The sequence below is a fragment of the Pseudomonas saudiphocaensis genome (assembly GCF_000756775.1).
Taxonomy (GTDB): Bacteria; Pseudomonadota; Gammaproteobacteria; order Pseudomonadales; family Pseudomonadaceae; genus Stutzerimonas; species Stutzerimonas saudiphocaensis.
The window spans coordinates 1329440-1345061 of record NZ_CCSF01000001.1 but is presented as its reverse complement, the minus strand read 5'-3'; the positions used below and the strand labels follow the sequence as shown (position 1 = coordinate 1345061).

The following is a 15622-nucleotide window of genomic DNA, read 5'->3' as shown; positions in this document are numbered from 1 at the left end:
CGTTGCCTAGTCTAGCGGCACCGCCGAGGCCGGATCTTGCGTTACGGCAAGCCCGGCGGGTTTCAGTGAAGCGGTACGTGGCGGCTCATCAGTGCGCGCAACGCCGCAGGCTTGACCGGCTTGGTAAGGAAATCCAGGCCAGAGGCGTGCACCGCAGCGATCAGCTCAGGTCGCCCATCGGCACTGATCACCACACCTGGTATCGGCTGGCCAAGGCGGGTACGCAGCCAGGCCATCAGCTGTGAGCCAGTCTCGCCGTGGTCGAGGTGGTAGTCCACCAGCACCAGTTGTGGACGCACATCCTCCTTGAGCAGGGCTTCGCATTCGGCCCGGTTGCTGGCAGTCCAGACCTGGCAACCCCAGCGCGACAACAGGCTGCGCATGCCGATCAGGATGCTGTCCTCGTTGTCGATGCACAGTACCTGTACGCCGGTCAGGGCAATTTGCCGTGGCTCGACCTTGGGCGCACTGCTTTGCAGCTTCACTACGTTTGGCGCAATCGGTACGGTTACGCTAAAGACGCTGCCCTTGCCGAGCCAGGAGCGGACCGACAGCGGATGATCGAGCACCTGGCAAAAACCGTCGGCAATCGCCAGGCCCAGCCCCAAGCCTTTTTCGGCGCGGGTCTGGTGGCTATCCAGACGTTTGAACTCCTCGAAGATCACCTGCAACTTGTCCTTGGCGATGCCGGGGCCGCGGTCCCAGACTTCCAGGCGCAGGTTGTTGCCCTGACGGCGCACGCCCAATACCACTCGCCCCTTGGCGTAGCGGAAGGCGTTGGTCAGGAAGTTTTGCAGCACCCGACGCAGCAGACGAATGTCACTGTCAACGCGCAAGCGGCTGCCATGGACCTTGAAATCGACGCCCTGCTCAGCGGCCAATACGGTGAACTCAGTGCTCAGGGTCTCGAACAGAGTGTTCAACGGGAAGGGGTTGCGATCAGGTGCGATGCGGCCATTTTCCAGGCGCGAAATATCCAGCAGGTCGGAGATCAGATCCTCTGCCGAACGCAGCGAGCTATCCAGGTGACGAACCAGTTCCTGTGCTTCTCGCGGTAGGGCGTCGTGCTGATGTGACAGTGCAGCGGAGAACAGACGTGCGGCATTCAGCGGCTGCATCAGGTCATGGCTGACCGCCGCAAGGAAGCGAGTCTTCGACTGGCTGGCGGCTTCGGCAGCGCTCTTCGCTGCACTCAGCGCCGTATTCAGCTCGGAGAGCTCCTGGGTCCGCTCGCTGACGCGCTGTTCCAGCCCCTCGTTGGCTTCCTTGAGGGCGCGTTCGGCTTCGCGGTAAGCGGTGATGTCACTGAAACTCATGACGAAGCCGCCGCCCGGCATGGGGTTGCCCACCAGCTCCACCACCCGCCCATTGGGGAACATGCGTTCGGACGTGTGGGCACGACCCTGGCGCATCCAGTACAGCCGCTTCGCCACGTGGGTATCCGGGTTGCCGGGGCCGCAAAGCCCGCGCTCGGCGTTGTAGCGGATCACGTCGGCGATCGGTCTGCCGATGTAGACCAGGCCGTCCGGGTAATCGAACATTTCCAGGTAGCGATGGTTCCAGGCCACCAGGCGCAGGGACTGGTCGACCACGCTGATACCCTGGGTGATGTTCTCGATGGCGCCTTGCAGCAGGGCGCGGTTGAACTGCAGCACCTCGGAGGCCTCGCCTACGATCCGCACCACATCCTCGACCTGCATGTCGCGGCCTTCCAGCGCGGCCTTGACCACCGCGCGGGTGGACGAGGAACCGAGCACGCCGGCCAGCAGCCGTTCGGTATGAGCAATCCACTGGCCGTCTGCCGGGTGTTTGGGAGAAAACTCCTGGCCATGGCGGCGGGCGAAACGGTAGAAACTGGTGCGTGCGCGTTCGGCCCCCACGAAGCGTGCCGCCAGCTGCAACAGGTCTTCGATCTGTACCGCCAGCAGGCGCCGGGAGCTGGCTGCGGGGTGAAGCTCCTGGCCGATAAAACGGCTGGCCTGCCAGTGTTCCGCAACGCGGGTCTGGGAAAATATCGAAACCCAGAAAAACAGGGTCGCGTTGCCTACCAGCGACATGATTACCCCGAATGTAAGGGCGCTGGTTCCGAAGGGCAGGTCGGTGGTGTACAGCCACTGTAGGCCGGGAAACATCTCCAGCGGCCAGCCGAGCAGCGGCAGGATCAGCGTATAGCACCAGATCAGTGCGCCAGCGGTGAGGCCGGCAAACACGCCGCGGCGGTTGGCCTGTTTCCAATACAGCGCGCCGACCATTGCCGGCGCCAGTTGGGTGACGGCGGCAAAGGCAATCTGGCCGATGGTTGCCAGGCTGGCACTGGCGTCGAGCAGGCGATAACTGACGTAGGCCAGCAGCAGAATGGTGACGATGGTGATACGCCGCACCGAGAGCATCCAGTGACGGAAAACCTCGAACGGCTGCTCGGCTTCCTTGCGGCGCAGCAGCCATGGCAGCAGCATGTCGTTGGACACCATGGTCGACAGCGCCACACAGGCGACAATGACCATGCCGGTTGCCGCCGAGGCGCCACCAATGAAGGCCAGCATTGCCAGAGCCGGGTGGCTCTCGGCCAGCGGCAGGCTGATCACGAAAGAGTCGGGGCTGATGCCCGCCGGCAACAGCATCTGCCCGGCCAGTGCGATAGGTATGACGAACACCACGGCCAGCACCAGGTACAAGGGAAATACCCAGCGCGCCATACGGAAATCCTTCGGCTCGATATTCTCTACCACGGTGACGTGAAACTGCCGGGGCAGGCAGACGATCGCCATCATCGCCACGCCGGTTTGCACGATCATCGCCGGCCAGTTCACCGTCACTTCCCAGAAGCTCGCCAGCTCCGCCGAAACATGGGCCTGGTTGAACAGGTCGCCGAAGCCGTTGTACAGGCCGAAGGTGACGAAAATTCCGACGGCGATGAACGCCAGCAGCTTGATCAGTGACTCGAAGGCGATTGCCAGGACCATGCCGCGATGGTGCTCGGTCACGTCCAGATTGCGCGTGCCGAAGAGGATGGTGAACAGGGCCAGGACGATGGAAACGATCAGCGCCGTATCCTGGGTGCCCGAACCGGTTTCGGTCACATTGCTGTTGCCCATCAACAGGTTGACGCCGAGCACGATGCCTTTGAGCTGCAGGGCGATGTAGGGCAGCACGCCCACCAGGCAGATCAGCGTCACGACGATGGCCAGCAGCTGCGACTTGCCGTAGCGCGCGGCGATGAAGTCGGCAATCGAGGTAATGTTCTCCTGCTTGCTGATCATGATCATCTTCTGGAACACGTGCGGTGCCAGCAGCATCATCAGGATCGGGCCCAGATAGATCGGCAGGAACGACCAAAGCTGTTCGGCGGCCTGGCCCACCGCACCGAAGAAGGTCCAGCTGGTGCACCAGACGGCCAGCGACAGGCTATAGACCCAGGGCCGCAGGCGCGGCGACAGCTGGTCACGATTGCGGTCGCCATAGAAGGCGATGGCAAACAGAAGGGCCATATAGGCGAAGGCGACCAGTGCGATCAGCCCACCGGACAACGACATGCAGACTCCAGACAGCAAGGATGTGCGGGCGTCGGAACCAGGGTTCATCGAGACCTGTTGACGCCTGGGTAGCGATCATTAAAGCAGAGCAACCAGTCCTGTGGCCCATTGGCCCAGAACTGAGACTGTTGATCGAGTGGGGCGACAACTCAGGTTCGACAGCTTTCCGGATTCGACGCTGCCGCTTATTTGTAGAGGTATGAGTGAATTTTCGCAGTAAAAGAGGCGCTCTGACCGTGGTTGCGACCAACGTCGAATAGGTCCTTAGGTCGCACCCTGGCCCGAGGAAAACCCCGATCCAGACACCTCGGGCAAAAGGTGGGGCAGATCAGTCAGTGCTCCCGGACCGGTACCCTGGCAGGCCTCGCCAATGAGCCCTGGCTGCACAGCCAGGAGCGGATTTGGGTTAATGTTTACCCGATTTGTCATGACTCCGCTTCATGCTTGCCTTCTGTAACGACAATGGCGGTGCTCAACCGGCCATTGCAGCACGCTTCCAGGGATACTGATGACCCGCTCGCTAGAGTTCCTGCACGGTTGCCGCGACATTCTGCCGTTGATCGTCGGCGGCGTGCCCTTCGGCATCATCTTCGGCACCCTTGCCGTTGGTGCCGGGCTGTCCGGTTGGCAGACCATGGCGATGTCGCTGCTGGTGTTTGCCGGTTCGGCGCAGTTCATCGCCATTACCTTGATCAGTGGGGGCGTCGGCGCCGTGGTGGTGCTTCTCACCACCTTCGTCGTCAACCTGCGACATGCACTCTACAGCGCGGCGCTGCAGCCCTTCGTGCGGCATCTGCCCAATCGCTGGCGTGTGCCCCTGGCGTTCTGGCTGACCGACGAGGCCTTCGCGGTGATTCAACATCGTTATGCGCGTGACGATGCCTCGCCACACAAGCACTGGTTCTTCCTTGGCGCGGCGTTGACCATGTACCTGAGCTGGCAGCTGGCTACGCTGATCGGGGTCGCCTTCGGCCAGGCGGTGCCTGACATGGCAAGCTGGGGGCTGGATTTCGCCATGATCGCGACCTTTATCGGTATCGCCGTGCCAATGATGCGCACCTCGCCACAAGTGGCCTCGGCGCTGGTGGCCGGCGGCGTGGCGCTACTGACCTGGGAATGGCCCTACAAGCTGGGGCTGATTGCCGCTGCGATGGCGGGCATCGTCGTGGGCGTCTGGCTTGAGCGCCTGGCTGAACGACGCGCGAAACAGGAGGTGCGCTGATGCTGATATGGCTGTTGATATTCGGCATGCTGGCGATCACCTTCCTGATTCGCTACAGCTTCTTCGCCTGGCCGAATCTGCGCTTTCCACGTCTGGCCGAGCAGGGGCTGCACTATGTGCCTGTTGCCGTGCTGACTGCCATTGTGGTGCCGGGAATGCTGATGCCCGAGGGGCAGTGGGCGCTACGCTGGGACAATGCCTATCTCCTGGCCGGCCTGCTGGCGATCCTGATTGCGGCGCTGAGCCGCAACCTGCTGGCGACCATTGCCGGCGGCCTGCTGGGATTCTTCCTGCTGCGCTGGGCATTCGGGCAGTTACCGCTGTGAGCGCCGCCTGGAAAGTCTGTGGCGGAGGTGGGCAATGAAGCAGCAGTCCCAGTTCTCCCTGCTCGGCAAACGACGGTTTCTACCCTTCTTCGTGACGCAGTTGCTGGGTGCCTTTAACGACAACGTGTTCAAGCAGGCCCTGGTGCTGGCCATCCTCTATGAGCTGGGGACGAGCGCCGACGCAAGTTTGCTGGTGAACCTGTGTGCGCTGTTGTTCATTCTGCCGTTCTTCCTGTTTTCCGCCCTTGGCGGTCAGTTTGGCGAGCGCTACGAGAAGGCCTGGCTGATCCGCCGGATCAAGTTCGCTGAAATTCTGATCATGCTGGCTGGGGCGGTAGGCATGCTGCTGGGGAATCTGCCGCTGTTATTGCTGGTGCTGTTCTGCATGGGTACGCAGTCGGCGTTGTTTGGCCCGGTGAAGTATTCCATCCTGCCGCAGCTGCTGCGCGCCGATGAGCTGGTGGGCGGTAACGCCTTGGTGGAGATGGGCACCTTTCTGGCTATTCTCGGCGGCACCATTGCGGCCGGAATATTGATGAGCCAAACCCCTTATGCGGTGCTGGTATCGCTGGCTGTGGTGTTGCTCGCAACCGCCGGCTACCTGGCCAGTCGGGCGATTCCTTCGTCCGCCGTGGCTTTGGCTAGCCTGCAGGTGGATTGGAACATCCTGCGCCAGTCGCTACAGATCATGCGCCTGGGGCTTGGTCAGCAGCGTGCCGTTTCGCGGTCGATGATCGGCAATTCCTGGTTCTGGTTTCTCGGCGCGTTCTATCTGACGCAGATACCGGTGTTCACCCGCGACCTGCTGCAGGGCGACGAGGGGGTGGTAACCCTGATCCTGGCGGTGTTCTCGGTGGGGATTGCGCTGGGCTCATTGCTTTGCGAGCGCCTGTCGCGGCATCGGGTGGAAATGGGGCTGGTACCGCTCGGCTCCCTTGGGCTGACGTTGTTCGGCATCCTGCTCTGGTGGCACGCCGCAAGTGTGCCTCTCGCTCCCGCAACCCGAGACTGGCTCATGCTGCTGGCCGACCCTGAGGCCCGCTGGGTATTGCTGGACATTCTTGCGCTCGGCACGTTCGGCGGGCTTTATATCGTGCCGCTCTATGCGCTGATCCAGTCGCGCAGCGCAAGCCAGGAGCGCTCTCGCGTCGTGGCGGCGAACAACATCCTAAATGCGCTGTTTATGGTGGTGTCGGCGATTTTTGCCATTTTGCTGCTGGCGGTGGCCGGGCTGACGATCCCGCAGCTGTTCCTGATCGTAGCCCTGCTCAATGTGCTGGTGGCCGGCTGGATCTTCCATTCGGTGCCGGAGTTTTTGCAGCGCTTCGGACAGTGGCTGTTCGGCAGGCGGGATGCGGCGCCCGAGCCTTGAGAAGTGAGCCTCGGCTACTCAGTGGCTGAGTTTCAGGCCAATGATGCCGGCGAATATCAGCAGGACGCTGCCCAGGCGAAACAGGCTTGCCGACTCGCCAAAGAGAATGATGCCGGCGATCACCGTGCCCACCGCGCCGATACCCGTCCAGATGGCATAGGCGGTGCCCAGTGGCAGCGATTTCATGGCGAGTCCAAGCAGGCCGACACTGATCGCCATGGCGGCGATGGTCAGGCCGGAGGGCGCGAGACGGGTAAAACCTTCGGTGTATTTCAGGCCGACAGCCCAGGCGATTTCGAACAGGCCGGCCAAGAACAGAATGATCCAGGACATAGATAGCTCCAACAGCTTGGAAGGTTGGGGCCGTCCCCGTCAGGAGTCGCTCGGAAGAGCGGTGAGGTCGTCCTCACTCGGGCGTATTTTCCACATTAGCCCGTCTGGGACAAGGCTTTGGCGGCGCCATCAGTGGCCGAGGTCATTCGGCCACTGATGGATGGATCAGATACCCTGCGGAATCTCTTCGCCACCCAGCGCTTCGAACAGTGCCGGCAGGAATTCCTTGAAGGTGAGCATCATCAGCAGGAAGCTGGCATCTTGCTGGCTGAGGTCGTCATCGCCGCCGTCCTGTTCGGCCTGGTCTTGCAGCAGCTCTTCGAAACGCAGACGCTTGATGATCATCTTGTCGTCCAGCACGAAGGACAGCTTGTCCTGCCAGCCCAGCGACAACTGGGTGACCTGCTTGCCAACTTCCAGATGCTGCTGGATTTCATCGCTGGTCAGATCCTGGCGCTTGCAGCGCACCACGCCGCCGTCTTCATGGGTATCACGCAGCTCGCACTCGTCCAGTACAAAGAAGTCGTCGGCGGCTTTCTGGCTTTTCACCCAGTCGGTCATGGTCGCCGTGGGAGCAATCTTCACTGTCAGCGGGCGTACCGGCAGCGAACCGATGGCCTCGCGCAGGGTGGATAGCAGATCTTCGGCGCGCTTGGGGCTGGAGGCATCGACCAGAATCAGGCCCTGTTCCGGAGCGATGGCTGCGAAGGTTCCGGATTTGCGGATGAAGGCGCGCGGCAGGAACGCCTGGATGATTTCGTCCTTGAGCTGATCGCGCTCCTTCTTGTAGACCTTGCGCATCTGCTCGTTTTCGATCTCGTCGACTTTTTCCTTCAGCGCGTCCCTGACCACGCTGCCAGGCAGAATGCGCTCTTCCTTGCGCGAGGCGATCAGCAGAAAGCCCTGGCTGGAATGCACTAGCGGCGCGTCTGCGCCCTTGCCCAGCGGAGCGACGAAGCCATAGGTGCTCAGCTCCTGACTGGCGCAGGGGCGGGCGGGTTTGGCAGCCAGCGCGGCTTCAAGTGTCTCGGCATCGAAGGGTACGTTCTGGGTGAGACGGTAGACGAGCAGGTTGCGAAACCACATGGCGTTTTGAAACTCCGGTAAAAGCAAAGCGCGCATTATTCCCTCAGCAGGAACTGAGGCCAACCCTGCGCCGATGGAAACCACGAAATGCCCAAATAAACAGAGGGATTCCTAAGTCTTTGTAAGTTATTCAATTTTTTTTTCAAAAGGGGCTTGCCAAGGTGCGGAACCCTCTCTAGAATGCGCCCCACTTCGAGAGCAAACGCAAACAAGCGAATGCACTGAATGGGTGATTAGCTCAGCCGGGAGAGCATCTGCCTTACAAGCAGAGGGTCGGCGGTTCGATCCCGTCATCACCCACCACTCTCGAGGTTTAGCGCAGTGGTAGTTCAGTCGGTTAGAATACCGGCCTGTCACGCCGGGGGTCGCGGGTTCGAGTCCCGTCCACTGCGCCAAATTCACTTCATGGGAATACTGAACGCCCTGAAGTCAAACGAGAAGCGGCCATTGGCCGCTTTTTGTTTTTCTGCGTTCCGGTTTTTTCAGCGAGCATCACGACAGCTCCTCCAGGCTGTGTAGCAGGTACCCGAACCCCATCTTCAATGAACTCATGCCTGGCGACGTACGGTGCCTGGTTGAGTGACTGCTGTCCGCAGTAAGACCTGTTCCGCGTTGTCCGAGAAAGCACATCTCCCAAGTAAAGGTGGCAGGCGTGTCTCCAACGGAAAAGCAGAAGATGCTTGCAGGCGATTTCTACGATGCCTCCGACGCCGAACTGCAAGCTGATCTGTCGGCAACCAGGCGCTGGCTGACTCGCTACAACGCTACTCTTGAATGGTCCGCGACAGACCGTCATGCCTTGCTTCTGGAGCGTCTGGGGGCGGTGGGGCAGGGGGTGGAAGTGCGTCCGCCATTCCACTGTGACTACGGCTTCAATATTCGCTTAGGCGAAGGCGTTTTTCTCAACTTCAATTGCGTGATCCTTGATGTCGTTGCCGTCAGCATCGGTGACCGAACGCAAATCGGCCCGGGTGTGCAGATCCTCGCTGCCGATCATCCGCGCGAAGCGGCTCAGCGTGAAACAGGGCTTGAGTTCGGTCGGTCGGTGCATATCGGGCGTAATGTCTGGATCGGTGGTGGCGCGATTATCCTGCCCGGTGTAAGCATTGGCGACGATGCGCTGATCGGTGCCGGCAGCGTGGTGACGCGCGATATACCGGCCGGCTGTACCGCGCTCGGTAATCCGGCGAGGGTCAGGGTATGAGTGGGTGTTATTGCGTGTCTCGTTCACGGGCGACGTGCGGCGCTGTAGCCAGCGATTGCGACTGGCTGATAAGCTCGACGACTGTTTTTTGCCACATCCCCTTTCAGCGTTATTAAGGAAAAAGCATGAGATATCAGCGTTTGGCCCCAGCGATTGCCCTGGTGGGCCTGGTCCTGGCGGGTTGCGACAGCGATACCAGCGCTCCTGGCGTCAAGCTGGACACGCCAGCGCAGAAGGCGTCCTACGGTATCGGTCTGAATATGGGCAAGAGCCTGGTCCAGGAAGGAATGAATGATCTCGACTCTGCGGCTGTTGCGCTGGGTATCGACGACGCTCTGAACAAGCAGGAGCAAAAGCTGACCGATGAGCAGCTGATGGAGGCCTTCGCCTTCCTGCAGACGCGTGCGGAAGAGCGCATGGAGCAAATGAACAAGGAAGCAGTTGCTGCCGGTGCGAAGTTCCTTGAGGACAATGCCAAGCGCGATGGCGTAATCACCACCGAATCCGGCCTGCAGTACGAAGTGATCGAGAAAGCCGATGGCCCGCAGCCGACGGTTGAGGATGTTGTCACCGTTCACTATGAAGGCAGTCTGGTTGACGGCACTGTTTTCGACAGCTCGATCAAGCGTGGCAACCCCATCGATCTGCCGGTTGGTGGCGTGATTCAGGGTTGGGTCGAAGGTCTGCAGCTGATGCACGTTGGCGAGAAGTACAAGCTGTACATCCCTAGTGACCTGGCCTATGGCGAGCAGAGCCCGAGCCCGCTGATTCCTGCGAATTCGGTACTGGTATTCGAACTGGAGCTGCTGGGTATCAAGGGTGACGAGGCACAGGCGCCGGCTGAAGAGGCCGAGCTGGAAGCCGAACAGCAGTAATAGAATCGCTTCGCCGAACACCGCCTGCCCGTAAGGGTTGGCGGTGTTTTTGTTTGTGATTGTGTGTCTTTTGCGGAGTCGCTTGCCGGGCTTCAGCAATCGCGAGCAAGCTCGCTCCTACAGGTGGGTGTACTTGATGCGTTTCGTGGGACTGGGCAGAACGCTTTAGCGCGGCCCCGAAGGGGGTGAGCGAAGCGAATAACCTGGGACGTAGTCCCTGGTGAGAGTCCGGCAGGCAATAAAAAGCCCCGGTATGGACCGAGGCTTTGAATTTGGCTCCGCGACCTGGACTCGACTGCTTTAGCAGAACGCGCTTTAGCGCGGCCCCGAAGGGGTGAGCGAAGCGAATAACCTGGGACGTAGTCCCTGGTGAGAGTCCGGCAGGCAATAAAAAGCCCCGGTCTGAACCGAGGCTTTGAATTTGGCTCCGCGACCTGACTCGACTGCTTTAGCAGAACGCGCTTTAGCGCGGCCCCGAAGGGGTGAGCGAAGCGAATAACCTGGGACGTAGTCCCTGGTGAGAGTCCGGTAGGCAATAAAAAGCCCCGGTATGGACCGAGGCTTTGAATTTGGCTCCGCGACCTGGACTCGACTGCTTTAGCAGAACGCGCTTTAGCGCGGCCCCGAAGGGGTGAGCGAAGCGAATAACCTGGGACGTAGTCCCTGGTGAGAGTCCGCAGGCAATAAAAAGCCCCGGTATGGACCGAGGCTTTGAATTTGGCTCCGCGACCTGGACTCGAACCAGGGACCCAATGATTAACAGTCATTTGCTCTACCGACTGAGCTATCGCGGAACTGCGGTGCGTATCCTACTGTTTATAAAAGGGAAGTCAACCCGGTTGTGTTCAAATCACCTGCACGATGGCGTCGGTGACGTGATCCATGTTGTTGTGGTTGAGCGCCGCTGCGCAAATGCGACCGGTGCCAATGGCGTAGACGCCAAACTCGACGCGCAGGCGCTCGACCTGTGCGGCGGTCAGTCCCGAATAGGAGAACATGCCGCGTTGCTTGGCAACGAAGCTGAAGTCCGTCTTGGCGCCTTTCTCGGCCAGCTGGCGAACCAGCATCAGGCGCATTTCCTGGATGCGGGTGCGCATCTCGCCCAGTTCGGTTTCCCACATGGCGCGCAGTTCCGCGTTGTTGAGCACGGCGGAGACTACGGTGGCGCCATGGGTCGGCGGGTTGGAGTAGTTGGTGCGGATGACGCGCTTGATCTGCGACAGCACGCGCGCCGACTCTTCTCGGCTCTCGGTGACCATCGACAGGGCGCCGACGCGCTCGCCGTACAGCGAGAAGGATTTCGAGAACGAGCTGGAGACAAAGAAAGTCATGCCTGACTCGGCGAACAGGCGCACTGCTGCGGCGTCTTCGTCGATACCGTCACCGAAGCCCTGATAGGCGATGTCGATGAAGGGCACGTGCTCCTTGGCGCGCAGAACCTCCAGTACCTGCTTCCAGTCTTCGGGCAGCAGATCGACGCCGGTGGGGTTGTGGCAGCACGCATGCAGCACCACGATCGAGCGCGCAGGAAGGTTCTTCAGGTCTTCAAGCATGCCGGCGCGGTCAACGCCATGGGTGGCTGCGTCGTAATAGGTGTAGTTCTGCACCGGAAAGCCGGCGGATTCGAACAGAGCGCGGTGGTTTTCCCAGCTCGGGTTGCTGATGGCGACCACGGCATCGGGCAGGATCCGCTTGAGGAAGTCGGCGCCGATCTTCAGTGCGCCAGTACCGCCCAAGGCCTGGCTGGTGACCACACGGCCCTCGGCTACCAGGGGTGAATTCGCGCCAAACAGCAGTCCCTGGACCGCCATGTCATAGCTGGCGATACCCTCGATGGGCAGGTAGCCGCGCGGAGCGTTCAGTTCCAGGCGTGCCATTTCCGCCGCGGCGACTGCCCGCAGCAGGGGAATTCGGCCTTCTTCGTTGTAATAGACCCCAACCCCCAGGTTGACCTTGTTCGGCCGCGTGTCGGCGTTAAAGGCTTCATTGAGGCCAAGAATCGGATCGCGCGGCGCCATTTCGACTGCAGAGAACAAACTCATGATGGGGAGGCTCGAAGAGAAGAAGGTGAGTGGTACAGCAGCCTCGCTTTATGCGGGGGCTACGGGCAAACGGGCAGGATTATAGCCACCCTGGGTCTCCCTTGCGAATGGCAGGACGGTTTTTCTGACCGAAACGCTCGGTTCATATTGACGCACGGTCGGCTGTCTTCACTGCCGGGCGGCCTACGAAATGGCACAATCGGCGGCTCAGCAGGTCCGCCATCCAAGAGGTCTCTATGTCGCAGTTCGAATTGGTCACCCGCTTCAAGCCCGCCGGTGACCAGCCCGAAGCCATCCGGCAGATGATCGAAGGTATCGAAGCCGGGTTGTCGCACCAGACATTGCTGGGCGTGACCGGCTCGGGCAAGACCTTCAGCATTGCCAACGTGATTGCGCACGTGCAGCGGCCAACTCTGGTGCTGGCGCCGAACAAGACGCTGGCCGCGCAGCTCTACGGCGAGTTCAAGGCGTTCTTTCCGCGCAACGCGGTGGAGTATTTCGTCTCCTACTACGACTACTACCAGCCCGAGGCCTATGTGCCATCGTCGGACACCTTCATCGAGAAGGATGCATCGATCAACGACCATATCGAGCAGATGCGGCTGTCCGCGACCAAGGCGTTGCTGGAGCGCAAGGACGCCATCATCGTCACCACGGTGTCATGCATCTACGGTTTGGGCGACCCGCAGTCATACCTGAAAATGGTGCTGCATGTTGATCGCGGCGACCGTCTTGATCAGCGCGAACTGCTGCGTCGACTCACCGGTTTGCAGTACACCCGCAACGACATCGACTTCGCTCGTGCGAGCTTTCGGGTGCGCGGGGATGTGATCGATATTTTCCCGGCTGAATCCGACCTCGAAGCGGTGCGTATCGAACTTTTCGACGATGAAGTGGAGAGCTTGTCGGCATTCGACCCGCTGACCGGCGAGGTCATCCGCAAGCTGCCGCGTTTCACCTTCTACCCCAAGAGCCACTATGTGACGCCACGCGAAACGCTGCTGGACGCGGTGGAGCAGATCAAGCTGGAGCTCAAGGATCGCCTGGATTATCTGCGTAGCCAGAACAAGCTGGTGGAAGCGCAGCGGCTGGAGCAGCGCACCCGTTTCGATCTGGAAATGATCATGGAGCTGGGTTATTGCAACGGTATCGAAAACTACTCCCGCTACCTCTCGGGTCGCGCCAGCGGTGAAGCACCGCCGACGCTGTACGATTATCTGCCGGCCGATGCGCTGCTGGTGATCGATGAATCTCACGTCAGCGTGCCGCAGGTCGGGGCCATGTACAAAGGCGACCGTTCGCGCAAGGAAACCCTGGTGGAATACGGGTTCCGCTTGCCTTCGGCGCTGGATAACCGACCCATGCGCTTCGACGAATGGGAGGCGATCAGCCCGCAGACCATTTTCGTTTCCGCCACACCCGGCCCCTATGAGGCCGAGCACTCGGGACGGGTGATCGAACAGGTGGTGCGGCCTACCGGCCTGGTCGACCCGCAGATCGAGATACGGCCGGCGCTGACCCAGGTCGATGATCTGCTCTCGGAAATCAACAAGTGCGTGGCCAAGGAAGAGCGGGTGCTGGTCACCACGCTGACCAAACGCATGGCCGAAGACCTGACGGACTATCTCGGTGACCACGGCGTCAAAGTACGCTACCTGCATTCGGACATCGACACCGTGGAGCGGGTCGAGATCATCCGCGACTTGCGTCTGGGCGTGTTCGACGTCCTGGTGGGCATCAACCTGCTGCGCGAAGGCCTGGACATGCCGGAGGTGTCGCTGGTGGCGATCCTCGATGCGGACAAGGAAGGCTTCCTGCGTTCCGAGCGCTCGCTGATTCAGACCATCGGCCGAGCGGCGCGCAACCTCAACGGCCGGGCGATCCTCTATGCCGACAACATCACCGGCTCGATGCAGCGCGCGATCGACGAAACCGAGCGCCGCCGTAACAAGCAGATCGCTTTCAACGAGGCGCACGGCATCGTGCCCAAGGGAGTGTTCAAGGATGTGCAGGACATCCTCGAAGGCGCCACGGTACCGGGTTCTCGCAGCAAGAAGCGGCGTGGCGAGGCCAAGGCGGCGGAGGAGGCCGCGCGTTACGAAAACGAACTGCGCTCACCCAGCGAGATCACCAAACGTATTCGCCAGCTGGAAGAGCGGATGCTCGCCCAGGCGCGCGATCTGGAGTTCGAGGCGGCCGCGCAAACACGCGATGAAATCCACAAGTTGCGCGAGCGGCTGTTGCAGGTGTAGCGACCGCCGGCATTCGGTCGCGCTCACTCCGGCTGGTCGGCAGTCGCCTGCAGTGCCTTCAGGCAGCGTTCCTCGGCCGTATCGAGCTCCAGTTGTATTTGACGAATATCCATTAGCTGCTGTTCGAGTTGCAGGCGACGCTCGGCGATCATGTCCAGCAGACTCTGCAGCTGTTTGCGGTTGCCGGCACCGGGATCGTAAAGCTCGATCAGCGTCTTGCATTCGGCCAGGGAGAAACCGATGCGCTTGCCGCGCAGGATCAGCTTGAGGGTCACGCGGTCCTTGGGGCTGTAAATGCGCTCCTGACCGCGCCGGGTTGGCGCCAGCATGCCCTGTTCTTCATAGAAACGAATGGTACGGGTGGTGACTTCCAGTTCGCTGGCCAGTTCGGAAATGCTGTAGGTCTGTTGGCTCATGGATATTTCCCCTGTCCCCAGCCTGCTAGCCGGCGCTCTGCCTTGCCCGGGCAACCCGTGATGCATTGGGCCGCCCCAGCACATCACTGATACGCTGGCCTGCGGCAACCAGCGCAGTCAGGTCGATGCCGGTGTTGATGCCCAAGCCGTCGAGCATGTAGAGCACATCTTCGCTGGCCACATTGCCGCTGGCGCCCTTGGCGTAGGGGCAGCCACCAAGTCCGGCGACTGAACTGTCGAACACACAGAGACCTTCCAACAGACTGGCGTAGATATTCGCCAGCGCCTGACCGTAGGTGTCGTGAAAATGCCCGGCTAGTTTGTCGCGCGGGACGTCGCGGCTGACCACCTCGATCAGCTGACGGGTCTTGCCGGGCGTACCAGTGCCAATGGTGTCGCCCAGGGAGATCTCGTAGCAGCCCATGTTGAACAGTTCGCGCGCCACATGGGCCACCGCCGCCGGATCGACTTCGCCCTCATAGGGGCAGCCCAGCACGCAGGAGACATAGCCGCGCACCTGCACGCCATTGGCGCGTGCCACCTCCATCAGGGGGACGAAGCGCGCCAGGCTCTGCTCGATGGAACAGTTGATGTTTCTCTGGGAAAAGGCCTGCGAGGCGGCAGCGAATACCGCGACTTCGCTGACGCCGGCGGCGATGGCGGCTTCCAGCCCCTGAAGATTGGGTGCCAGCGCCGCATAGGTGACGCCGGGCTTTTGCTCGATCTGGGCGAACACCTCGGCGGAGCCGGCCATCTGCGGCACCCATTTCGGCGAGACGAAACTGCCGACCTCGATGTACTGCACCCCGGCAGCGGACAGGTCATTCACCAGCCGGACCTTGTCGGCGGTGCTGATGGGCTGCTTTTCGTTCTGCAAGCCATCACGTGGACCAACTTCCACCAGGCGGACATGTTTGGGCAGGCTCATACGGACTCCAATTGGTGTTTATCAGGCGTAGGG

The 15622-nt window shown here is 61.0% G+C and carries 12 protein-coding genes and 3 tRNA genes; 8 read left to right on the top strand and 7 right to left on the bottom strand.

The genetic code is table 11. The features are described 5' to 3' along the window. Positions 1-62 precede the first annotated feature (62 nt). Positions 63-3533 carry a hybrid sensor histidine kinase/response regulator gene (locus BN1079_RS06280; protein ID WP_037023085.1) on the bottom strand — a complete coding sequence of 1157 codons (3471 nt, stop codon included), beginning with the start codon at positions 3531-3533 and terminating at the stop codon, positions 63-65. A 508-nt stretch (positions 3534-4041) separates the two neighbouring features. Here BN1079_RS06280 and BN1079_RS06275 point away from each other — a divergent pair. The 3 genes from BN1079_RS06275 to BN1079_RS06265 are packed head-to-tail and all read left to right on the top strand — an operon-like array spanning position 4042 to position 6453. Next, positions 4042-4755, top strand: coding sequence for an AzlC family ABC transporter permease (locus BN1079_RS06275; protein ID WP_037023084.1), 714 nt, complete (start codon positions 4042-4044; stop codon positions 4753-4755). Beyond that, positions 4755-5081: an AzlD domain-containing protein gene (locus tag BN1079_RS06270; protein ID WP_037023082.1), complete on the top strand. Its 327-nt coding sequence runs from the start codon at positions 4755-4757 to the stop codon at positions 5079-5081. Before BN1079_RS06275 ends, BN1079_RS06270 begins: the two co-directional genes overlap by 1 nt. A gap of 34 nt (positions 5082-5115) precedes the next feature. Beyond that, on the top strand, positions 5116-6453 hold the full coding sequence (locus tag BN1079_RS06265; protein ID WP_037023081.1) for an MFS transporter: 1338 nt from the start codon (positions 5116-5118) through the stop codon (positions 6451-6453). Positions 6454-6471: 18 nt separating this feature from the next. Here the strand turns inward: BN1079_RS06265 and sugE are convergent, their stop codons facing one another. Together sugE and rdgC are read right to left on the bottom strand one after the other, a co-directional pair. Beyond that, positions 6472-6786, bottom strand: coding sequence for a quaternary ammonium compound efflux SMR transporter SugE (gene sugE / locus BN1079_RS06260; RefSeq protein WP_037023080.1), 315 nt, complete (start codon positions 6784-6786; stop codon positions 6472-6474). Positions 6787-6951: 165 nt separating this feature from the next. Then, entirely contained in the window at positions 6952-7872 is a 921-nt protein-coding gene (rdgC, locus tag BN1079_RS06255; RefSeq protein WP_037023079.1) for a recombination-associated protein RdgC, read from the bottom strand. A 227-nt stretch (positions 7873-8099) separates the two neighbouring features. Here rdgC and BN1079_RS06250 point away from each other — a divergent pair. From BN1079_RS06250 to BN1079_RS06235, 4 genes are all read left to right on the top strand, one after another. After that, a tRNA-Val gene (locus tag BN1079_RS06250) sits at positions 8100-8175 on the top strand. Between the two features lie 15 nt (positions 8176-8190). After that, positions 8191-8267: transfer RNA gene (locus BN1079_RS06245), tRNA-Asp, on the top strand. 257 nt (positions 8268-8524) lie between these two features. Then, positions 8525-9076 carry a sugar O-acetyltransferase gene (locus BN1079_RS06240; protein ID WP_037023076.1) on the top strand — a complete coding sequence of 184 codons (552 nt, stop codon included), beginning with the start codon at positions 8525-8527 and terminating at the stop codon, positions 9074-9076. Between the two features lie 125 nt (positions 9077-9201). Beyond that, on the top strand, positions 9202-9951 hold the full coding sequence (locus BN1079_RS06235; protein ID WP_037023075.1) for a BamJ family beta-barrel-assembly machinery protein: 750 nt from the start codon (positions 9202-9204) through the stop codon (positions 9949-9951). Between the two features lie 718 nt (positions 9952-10669). Here BN1079_RS06235 and BN1079_RS06230 read toward each other — a convergent pair. Both BN1079_RS06230 and BN1079_RS06225 read right to left on the bottom strand, forming a co-directional pair. Beyond that, positions 10670-10745: transfer RNA gene (locus BN1079_RS06230), tRNA-Asn, on the bottom strand. A 51-nt stretch (positions 10746-10796) separates the two neighbouring features. Then, the gene (locus BN1079_RS06225) at positions 10797-11993 is read right to left on the bottom strand and encodes an amino acid aminotransferase (protein WP_037023074.1); all 1197 of its coding nucleotides are present in this window, start codon (positions 11991-11993) and stop codon (positions 10797-10799) included. Positions 11994-12229: 236 nt separating this feature from the next. On the opposite strand from BN1079_RS06225, the gene uvrB reads away from it, so the two are divergent. After that, a complete protein-coding gene (uvrB, locus tag BN1079_RS06220; protein WP_037023073.1) occupies positions 12230-14245 on the top strand; it encodes an excinuclease ABC subunit UvrB in 2016 nt (671 codons plus the stop codon). 23 nt (positions 14246-14268) lie between these two features. On the opposite strand, the gene BN1079_RS06215 is transcribed toward uvrB, so the two are convergent. Then, a complete protein-coding gene (locus BN1079_RS06215; RefSeq protein WP_037023072.1) occupies positions 14269-14661 on the bottom strand; it encodes a MerR family transcriptional regulator in 393 nt (130 codons plus the stop codon). 25 nt (positions 14662-14686) lie between these two features. After that, positions 14687-15589, bottom strand: a complete 903-nt coding sequence (locus tag BN1079_RS06210) for a hydroxymethylglutaryl-CoA lyase (protein ID WP_037023071.1) — start codon at positions 15587-15589, stop codon at positions 14687-14689. Positions 15590-15622: the final 33 nt, after the last annotated feature.